The sequence below is a fragment of the Aquabacterium sp. genome, assembly GCF_041915145.1.
Classification (GTDB): Bacteria; Pseudomonadota; Gammaproteobacteria; order Burkholderiales; family Burkholderiaceae_C; genus Aquabacterium.
Genome location: NZ_JAYSBZ010000107.1, coordinates 1 through 7,469, shown reverse-complemented (window position 1 = coordinate 7,469; position 7,469 = coordinate 1). Strand labels below are relative to the sequence as shown.

Genomic DNA, 7,469 nt, shown 5'->3' with positions numbered 1-7,469 from the left:
CGCGCCGTGCGTCGTGCAGCGGGGTGAGCGTCCAGTAGACGTGCAACGGGCGGCCGTCGGCGCGCACGTTGCGCACGGCCTGCTCGGCGCAGCGGCCGGTCAGCGCCTCGCTCCAGAGTGCCTGGAAGACGGCCTGGTGCTCGTCGGGCACCACCAGCGCGTGCAGGGGCCGCCCCAGAACCTGCTGCTCGGTGTAGCCGAACACCTGCTGCGCGGCGGGGTTCCAGCGCACCACCTGGCCGAGCGTGTCGCATTCCACGATCACCAGGGTCGTCTGCTGCTCGAACAGCGCGAGATGGTCTTCGTCTGGGTGGCGCGGGGTGCGGCCGAGAGCCGTGCCCGGCGGCTCGATCGGGCGGGAGTCGGGGTCGCGATGCGCAATGGATCCGGGCATGAGTGCGGCGGGCAGACGGAGTTATTCGAGATGAATGCGAGTCATATCGGCACAGTCTGTCAGCAATGTAGTGACGCCGAACCCGGGTAGACGCGGGTGCCGGCAGCCGTGTCCGGCCTTTGCGCGACTTCCTTCACGAGCCGGGGTGACAAGCCTCAAGCAGGACCTGCGTGCGGCCGAAAACGCGGGGATCATGTCCACTCCGCCCCGCGAATACAGCCTCTGGAGCGCCTGGCTGCTTGGCACCGACCCCAAGCAGCGGGTGCGGGTCGAGCATTCGCTCACGGCGGCCCTGGTTTACGTGGTGTGTGTGGGCCTGATGGTGTACGCCTGCTGGGCCGGCTACATGCAGGTGCGGCAGGCGGTGGTGCTGTCGGGCGCGATCCTGCTCAATGTGCTGACCTTCTACGTGCTGTTGCGCACCGGCTGGAGCCAGCGCTTGGACGAGCCGGCCCTGGCGCTGCCGCAGATCCTGTCGGCGCTCACCTGGATCATGGGGGCCTACGCCATCTCCGGTCCGGTGCATGGCTCCACCATGATGCTGATGACGCTGGTGCTGATGTTCGGCACCTTCACGCTCGACGCGCGCAGCGCGCGCATTGCCAGCGTCTACACCGTCGTGCTGATGGGCGCGACCAGCGTCGTCAAGATGTGGACGGACCCACAGCAGTACCCGATCAAGCTGGAGGCCGCGCACCTCGTGCTCGCGCTCACCGTCATGCCGACCGTGTCCAAGCTCGCGGCGCAGCTCAGCGCCATGCGCAACAAGGTGCGGGCGCAGCGCAACGAGTTGAGTCAGGCCGTCGAACGCATTCAGGAACTGGCCACGCGCGACGAGCTGACCAAGCTCTACAACCGGCGCCACATGAACGAGATCATCGACCAGCATCAGAAGCGGCTCGAACGCTCGGGCCATCACCGCTTCTGCCTGGCGATCATCGATCTCGACTACTTCATCAAGCGCGTCAACGACACCTACGGCCACGCGGGGGGCGACGAAGTGCTGTGCCGCTTCTCGCAAGCGGCGCTCGACGTGCTGCGCCAGACCGACGTGCTGGCGCGCTGGGGCGGCGAAGAGTTTCTGGTGCTGCTGACCGACACCTCCCCCGAGCAGGCCCTGCGCGGCATGGAGCGGCTGCGCGAGCGGCTGGCGCGCTCCGAAGTGCTGACGCGCCGCCCCGAGCTGCGCGTCACCTTCTCGGCCGGGCTGGCCTCGTTCCACATCGGCGAAAGCCTCGACGAGTGCATCGAGCGCGCCGACCGGGCGCTGTACCGCGCCAAGCAGGCGGGGCGGGACCGCACCTTGCTGTGCGCGTCCGACGTCGAGGCGGGCACGCTCCCCGACGCGCCCGCGCTCGACGACGCCCGCGCCGAACCGGATCGTCAGCCCGCGGTCAGTTGCCCGGACTGAGGCGGGCCGCAAGGTGGCAAATTCGAGGGTTTCCGCCTATCCATGAATACACCGTATAGGTGAAGCGCCCCGGACACCCATAATTTGACGATTGACACGCTACCCACCTTGGGTGTGTAGTGTCAGGGTTGGGTTGCAAGACCCGGCAAAGGGACGGCGGAGTGTTCACCTTCGCTGCGCGCATCGGCAGTTTCCAGACCCCCCCCATGAGCAAAGACACGGTCACCAAAATCGAAGACAACGGTTTGCGTTATCGCTCCAAAGTCTCGGGTTCGCCATTCACGGGTACCGGCATGAGCCGCTCGTGCTTCAAGTGCGGTCGGCACCGCACCGCCGATCAGCTGCAATCCATGCGCGTGCTGGGCCGCAGCGAGATGGTCTGCAAGCCGTCTTGCAAAGACCTCGCCCCGCGCTGATCGCTCACACCAGGGGCGACACGCCGATCAGCCAGGCGTGCCCCTTGAACAAGAAGAAGACATACAAGGCCAGCCCGCCGACCACGGCGATGGCGTCGTTGAGCGCGCCGGCCGGGGCGCTCGGGATGGCGCGCGGCGCACGCCGCTGAACCGAGATCCGGTCCGCCACCGCCCACGCCAAGAAGCCGCCGAACAACAGCACGTCGCCCAGCGTGCCGTTGGCCAGCAAGTGCGCCAGCGCCCACAGCTTGGTGGCCGCCAGCATCGGGTGCTTGGCGGCGCGCTGCACCCGCCCCGGCAGATGGGCGGCCAGCAGCAGCGGAAACACCGGCAGCATCAGCAACAGCGTCAGGTGATGCAGACCATGCGGCGGCGTCCACAGCACGACGGGTTGCGCTCGCAGGCCCGCCCACCCCCACACCAGCAGCGCGAATCCGGTCAGCGAGATCAGCGAATACACGCCCTTCCAGGTCGGTTCGCCCAGTTGCGCGGCGCGGGCGTCGCGCCAGGCCGGCGCCACGATGGACGCCGAATGCGCGCCCAAGAACAGCAGCAGGCCGAGCAGCAACGCGGGCAGGGCAGGAATCGTCATGGCGAGAGCCTCCAAGGTGGGTGGGGTCAGCGAGCCGCGCCGGTGTTGTAGCGGCGCCGAAACTTCAATCTGCGCGCGATTTTGGCTGCACTTGGGGGCTATGGGCGCCACGCGGCGCGTGTATGTTTGCCTGATGGATCACTTGCCCCACCACGCCGCCGAGTCGGCCGACCCCTTTGAGTTCGACGGCACCCGCCGCCGCCTGCTGACGACCCTCGCCAGCGGCGCCTGCTGGCTCGGCGCCGGGCCCGCGCTGGCGGCCGCACCAACGGCCGCACCAACGCCCGCAGCGAGCGCGACGAGCGCCGGCGCCACCGTGCTGTGCTACCACCGCTTCGGCCCCGCCGTGGCCGACAGCATGACGGTTCGCACCGCCCGCTTCGAGGGCCACCTGCGCGTGATGCGCGAGCTGGGCTGCAACGTGATCCCGCTGAGCACGCTGGTCGATTACCTCACCGGCCGCCGCAAGGATCTGCCGCCCAAGGCCGTGGTGATCACGGTGGACGACGGCCACATCACCCAGTTCACCGAGATGCGCCCGGTGATCGAGCGCGCCAAGGTGCCGGTCACGCTGTTCATCTACCCCTCGGCGATCTCGAACGCGTCGTACGCGATGACGTGGGACCAGCTGCGGCAACTGCACGCCAGCCCGCTCGTCGAGGTGGCGGGCCACACCTACTGGCACCCCAACTTCAAGCAAGAGCGCAAGAAGCAGAAGCCGGAAGACTTCGTCAAATTCGTCAACACCCAGCTCGTCAAGTCGAAGACCGTGCTCGAAAAAAAGCTCGGCAAGGTCTGGCCCCATCTGGCCTGGCCCTTCGGCATCTACGACCCCGAATTGATGGACTTGGCCCAGGCGGCGGGCTACGAGGCCGCGTTCACGCTCGACGCCAAGCCCGCCACGCGCGGCCAGCCGCTGCTGGGCCTGCCGCGCTATCTGATGATCGACAGCGTTGACGAGGCCGCCATGGAGCGGCTGCTCAAACTGAATCACGGCGCCAGCCACAGCGGCGGCGCAGCCTGACAAACGAGGGATGACGATGGGACTCTTGGGCAACAAGCCATGGATCAAATTGGGCGCGCTGGCGGCGATCGCCGGCGCGGTGGCGATTGCGTGGCAGGTCGATGCGCAAACCCGCGCGACCAGCTCGGCTCACGGTGGTGGCGGCGGCGCGCCGGCCGGCTCGGCGCAACGGGCGCCGGCCGTTGCTTACCAAGGCCCCGTGCAGGGGGTGGTGACCGACGCCGTGACGCACGCGCCGATCGCCGATGCCATCGTCACCACCGAGCGCGGCGTGGTGCGCTCCGACGCGCAAGGCCGCTTCACCATCGAGGCCGGTGGCCCCAAGGTGATGGCGCGCGCCGCCGGCTACCGCCGCAGCGACGTCGCCCTGCCCGGCGCCGACCAGATCCGCGCGGGCGCGCCGTTGACCGTGCCGCTCGCCCCGCTGCAGGTGAAGGCGCTTTACCTCTCGACCTACGGCATCGGCAGCGTCAAGCTGCGCAACGCGGCGCTGGGCGTGATCGAGCGCAACCACCTCAACGCGCTCGTCATCGACTTCAAGGGCGACCGCGGCATGCTGCCCTTCAAGAGCGACATCCCCGCCAAGTTCGGCCTGGGCGACCAGAAGGTGATCACGGTGCGCGACATGCCCGCGCTGATCGCCGAGCTCAAGCAGCGCAACCTGTACCTGATCGCGCGCATCGTCAGCTTCAAGGACGACCGCTACGTCGAGGCCCACCCCGAGGCCGGCATCCGCCGCCAGTCGGGCGAGCTGTTCGCCGACCGCGAGCACCTGCGCTGGGTCGATGCCAACCGCACCGAGATGTGGGACTACAACGGCGCGCTGGCCGAACAGGCCGCCCAGATGGGCTTCGACGAAGTGCAGTTCGACTACGTGCGCTTCCCCGACGCCAACACCAGCCTCGTGCTGGCCAAGGAAAGCACCGAGGCCAACCGCGTCGCCGCGATCACCGGCTACCTCAAGGCCATGCACAAGCGCCTGGAGCCCTACAACGTCTTCATGTCGGCCGACATCTTCGGCTACGTGTGCTGGAACACCAACGACACCGGCATCGGCCAGCAACTCGAAGAGGTGCATCAGGTGGTCGATTACATGGCACCCATGCTCTACCCCTCTGGCTTCACCTGGGGCATTCCGGGCACGCGCAACCCGGTGGCCGATTCGTACACCATCGTGCGCCGCACGATCGACAAATGCCGCGAGCGCATCGGCGTGAGCCCGCTGCGCTTCCGCCCCTGGCTGCAATCGTTCAAGGACTACGCCTTTGACCGCCGCGTGTTCGGCGAGGCCGAGATCCGCGACCAGATCCGCGCCAGCGACGACTCGGGTGCCTCGGGCTGGATGCTCTGGAACCCGCGCAACTCGTATTCGGACGCGGGACTGACGCCGGGCAAGGCGGCGCCTGCTGCTGCCGCATCGGCCCCGGCCAGCGCCGCCTCGAAGTAAGCCCATGAGCGCACGCCGCGCGGCGCTGGTCTGTGGCCTGGCCGCGGCCCTGGGCTGGACCTTCGCGGCGCGCACGGCCCCGCTCGTCAGCTCACCCTCGGCCAGCGCGGCCTCGACCATCGAGGCGACAGCATCGGCGCCTCTTGCCGCATTGCCTGCCTCCCCGCCCCTGAGCTGGGCGCCGCTCGACGCTCTCGTGCAGGCGCAGATCGCCGCCACGCAACTGCCCGGCGCGGTCGTGCTGCTGGGCGATGCCGATGGCGTGCGTTATCAACGTGCTTACGGCGAACGCTCACGCGTGCCGGCCCACGAGGCGATGACGCTCGACACCGTGTTCGACCTCGCGTCGGTCACCAAGGTCATCGCCACCACCACGGCCGTGCTGCAGTTGGTGGAGCAACGCAAGATCGAGCTCGACGCACCCGCCGCCCGCTACTGGCCCGAGTTCGGCGCACACGGCAAGGGCGCCATCACGATCCGCCAGTTGCTGGCGCATACCTCTGGCTTGCGGGCCGATGTCGACTTGGCCAAGCCCTGGAGCGGCCGCCGCGCGGCGCTCACGCGCTTCATCGACGAAAAGCCCATCGACCAGCCCGGCGCGCACGTGCTCTACAGCGACATCAACTTCGCCGTGCTCGGCGAGCTGGTGCAGCGCGTGTCCAGGCAAAGCCTGCCCGACTACACCCGCGAGCACATCTTCGCGCCGCTGGGCATGGCGGACACCGGCTTCTTGCCCGGCAAGGCGCTGCGCGCGCGCATCGCGCCCACCGCCTGGGGCCCGGGTGGCCGCGTGCGGCGCGGCGAGGTGCACGACCCCACGGCCGAGCGCATGGACGGCGTGGCCGGGCACGCGGGCCTGTTTGGCACGGCGGCCGACCTGGCGCGCTTTGCGCAGATGCTGCTGAACGGCGGCGTGGGCCCGGGCGGCCAGCGCATCTTGCAAGCCGACACCATCGCCGCGCTCGCCACGCCGCAGAGCCCGCCCCAGCAACTGCCCTGGCGCGGCCTGGGCTGGGCGCTCGACGCCCCGCTGGTGGCGCAGCGCCACGAGCTGCCGCCGCTGGGCCTGATCGGCCACACCGGCTACACCGGCACCGGCCTGTGGATCGACTTCACCACGCGCCGCTTCGTCATCGTGCTCAGCAACCGCGTGCACCCCAGTGGTGGCGGTGACGCGCGCCCGCTGCGCCGCGAGGTGCTCGAACTCGTGGCTTCGACCCACGCGCCCCTCTCGCGCAGCGCGCTGGCCGACGTCAACCCCGCTTTCGCGCCTTATCTCGACGCCGACCCGAGCACGCGCACCGACGTCAAGCAAGGCGATGCACAGCACCCCGTGGTCCAGACCGGGCTCGACGTGCTCGAAGCAGAGCGCTTTGCTTCGCTCGCCGGCCAGCGCATCGGCCTGCTCACCAACCTCACGGGGCTCGACGCCCACGGCCAGCGCAATATCGACGTGCTGCGCTGGGCTCCCGGCGTGCAGCTGCAAACGGTGTTCACGCCCGAGCATGGTCTCTACAGCAACACCGAGGGCAAGATCCCCTCGGGCGTCGAGCCCGTCTCGGGTCTGCCGCTGGTGAGCCTCTATGGCGCCACGCGCCGGCCCACGCCCGAGATGCTCAAGGGGCTCGACGCGCTGGTGTTCGACATGCAGGACGCGGGCGTGCGCTTCTACACCTACATGTGCACCATGAACTACGCCATGCAGGCGGCGGCGCAGGCGCACATCCCGTTCATCGTGCTCGACCGGCCCAACCCGATCGGCGCGGATCGCATCGAAGGCCCGATGCTCGACGCCGACCGCCTGTCGTTCACCGGCTGCCACCCCCTGCCCGTGCAACACGGCCTGACGCTCGGCGAGCTGGCGCGGCTGATCAATGCCGAGCAACAGATCGGCGCCGACCTGCGCGTGGTGGCCATGCAGGGCTACCGCCGCAACGCGTGGTACGACCAGACCCATCTCGACTGGGTGCCGCCCAGCCCCAACCTGCGCACCCTCGCGCAGACGGCGCTTTACCCGGGCGTTGCGCTGGTGGAAGGCGCCAACGTCAGCGTGGGGCGTGGCACCGAGCATCCGTTCGAGTGGATCGGGGCGCCGTGGGTGGACGGCGCCGTGCTGGCCCGCGAGTTGCGCGCGCGCAAGCTGCCCGGCGTGAGCGTGGCGCCGGTGAGCTTCACGCCCACCGAG

The 7,469-nt window shown here is 69.2% G+C and carries 7 protein-coding genes; 5 read left to right on the top strand and 2 right to left on the bottom strand.

Annotated elements, in window-relative coordinates; translation table 11 throughout:
• Window positions 1–394 (bottom strand): PAS domain-containing protein (locus ACE3SS_RS14205; protein ID WP_374595047.1); only part of this gene is annotated, 394 nt, incomplete at its 3' end.
• Between the two features lie 193 nt (window positions 395–587).
• Between ACE3SS_RS14205 and ACE3SS_RS14200 the strand changes: the two genes are divergently transcribed.
• Window positions 588–1,805, top strand: coding sequence for a diguanylate cyclase (locus ACE3SS_RS14200; RefSeq protein WP_374595045.1), 1,218 nt, complete (start codon window positions 588–590; stop codon window positions 1,803–1,805).
• Window positions 1,806–2,011: 206 nt separating this feature from the next.
• Window positions 2,012–2,221, top strand: coding sequence for a hypothetical protein (locus ACE3SS_RS14195; RefSeq protein WP_374595043.1), 210 nt, complete (start codon window positions 2,012–2,014; stop codon window positions 2,219–2,221).
• A gap of 4 nt (window positions 2,222–2,225) precedes the next feature.
• Here ACE3SS_RS14195 and ACE3SS_RS14190 read toward each other — a convergent pair whose 3' ends face one another.
• Entirely contained in the window at window positions 2,226–2,813 is a 588-nt protein-coding gene (locus ACE3SS_RS14190; protein WP_374595041.1) for an NnrU family protein, read from the bottom strand.
• Between the two features lie 133 nt (window positions 2,814–2,946).
• On the opposite strand from ACE3SS_RS14190, the gene ACE3SS_RS14185 reads away from it, so the two are divergent.
• The 3 genes from ACE3SS_RS14185 to ACE3SS_RS14175 all read left to right on the top strand — a co-directional run.
• Window positions 2,947–3,837, top strand: coding sequence for a polysaccharide deacetylase family protein (locus tag ACE3SS_RS14185; RefSeq protein ID WP_374595039.1), 891 nt, complete (start codon window positions 2,947–2,949; stop codon window positions 3,835–3,837).
• A gap of 16 nt (window positions 3,838–3,853) precedes the next feature.
• The gene (locus tag ACE3SS_RS14180) at window positions 3,854–5,284 is read left to right on the top strand and encodes a putative glycoside hydrolase (protein ID WP_374595037.1); all 1,431 of its coding nucleotides are present in this window, start codon (window positions 3,854–3,856) and stop codon (window positions 5,282–5,284) included.
• A gap of 4 nt (window positions 5,285–5,288) precedes the next feature.
• Window positions 5,289–7,469, top strand: a 2,181-nt coding sequence (locus ACE3SS_RS14175) for an exo-beta-N-acetylmuramidase NamZ domain-containing protein (RefSeq protein WP_374595035.1), incomplete at its 3' end; no start/stop codon positions are given.

What these genes read in the sequence shown, in the direction of transcription:
- ACE3SS_RS14190 (WP_374595041.1), bottom strand. Translation starts at nt 2,813, where the DNA reads ATGACGATTCCTGCCCTGCCCGCGTTGCTGCTCGGCCTGCTGCTGTTC.
- ACE3SS_RS14180 (WP_374595037.1), top strand. Translation starts at nt 3,854, where the DNA reads ATGGGACTCTTGGGCAACAAGCCATGGATCAAATTGGGCGCGCTGGCG.
- ACE3SS_RS14195 (WP_374595043.1), top strand. Translation starts at nt 2,012, where the DNA reads ATGAGCAAAGACACGGTCACCAAAATCGAAGACAACGGTTTGCGTTAT.
- ACE3SS_RS14200 (WP_374595045.1), top strand. Translation starts at nt 588, where the DNA reads ATGTCCACTCCGCCCCGCGAATACAGCCTCTGGAGCGCCTGGCTGCTT.
- ACE3SS_RS14185 (WP_374595039.1), top strand. Translation starts at nt 2,947, where the DNA reads ATGGATCACTTGCCCCACCACGCCGCCGAGTCGGCCGACCCCTTTGAG.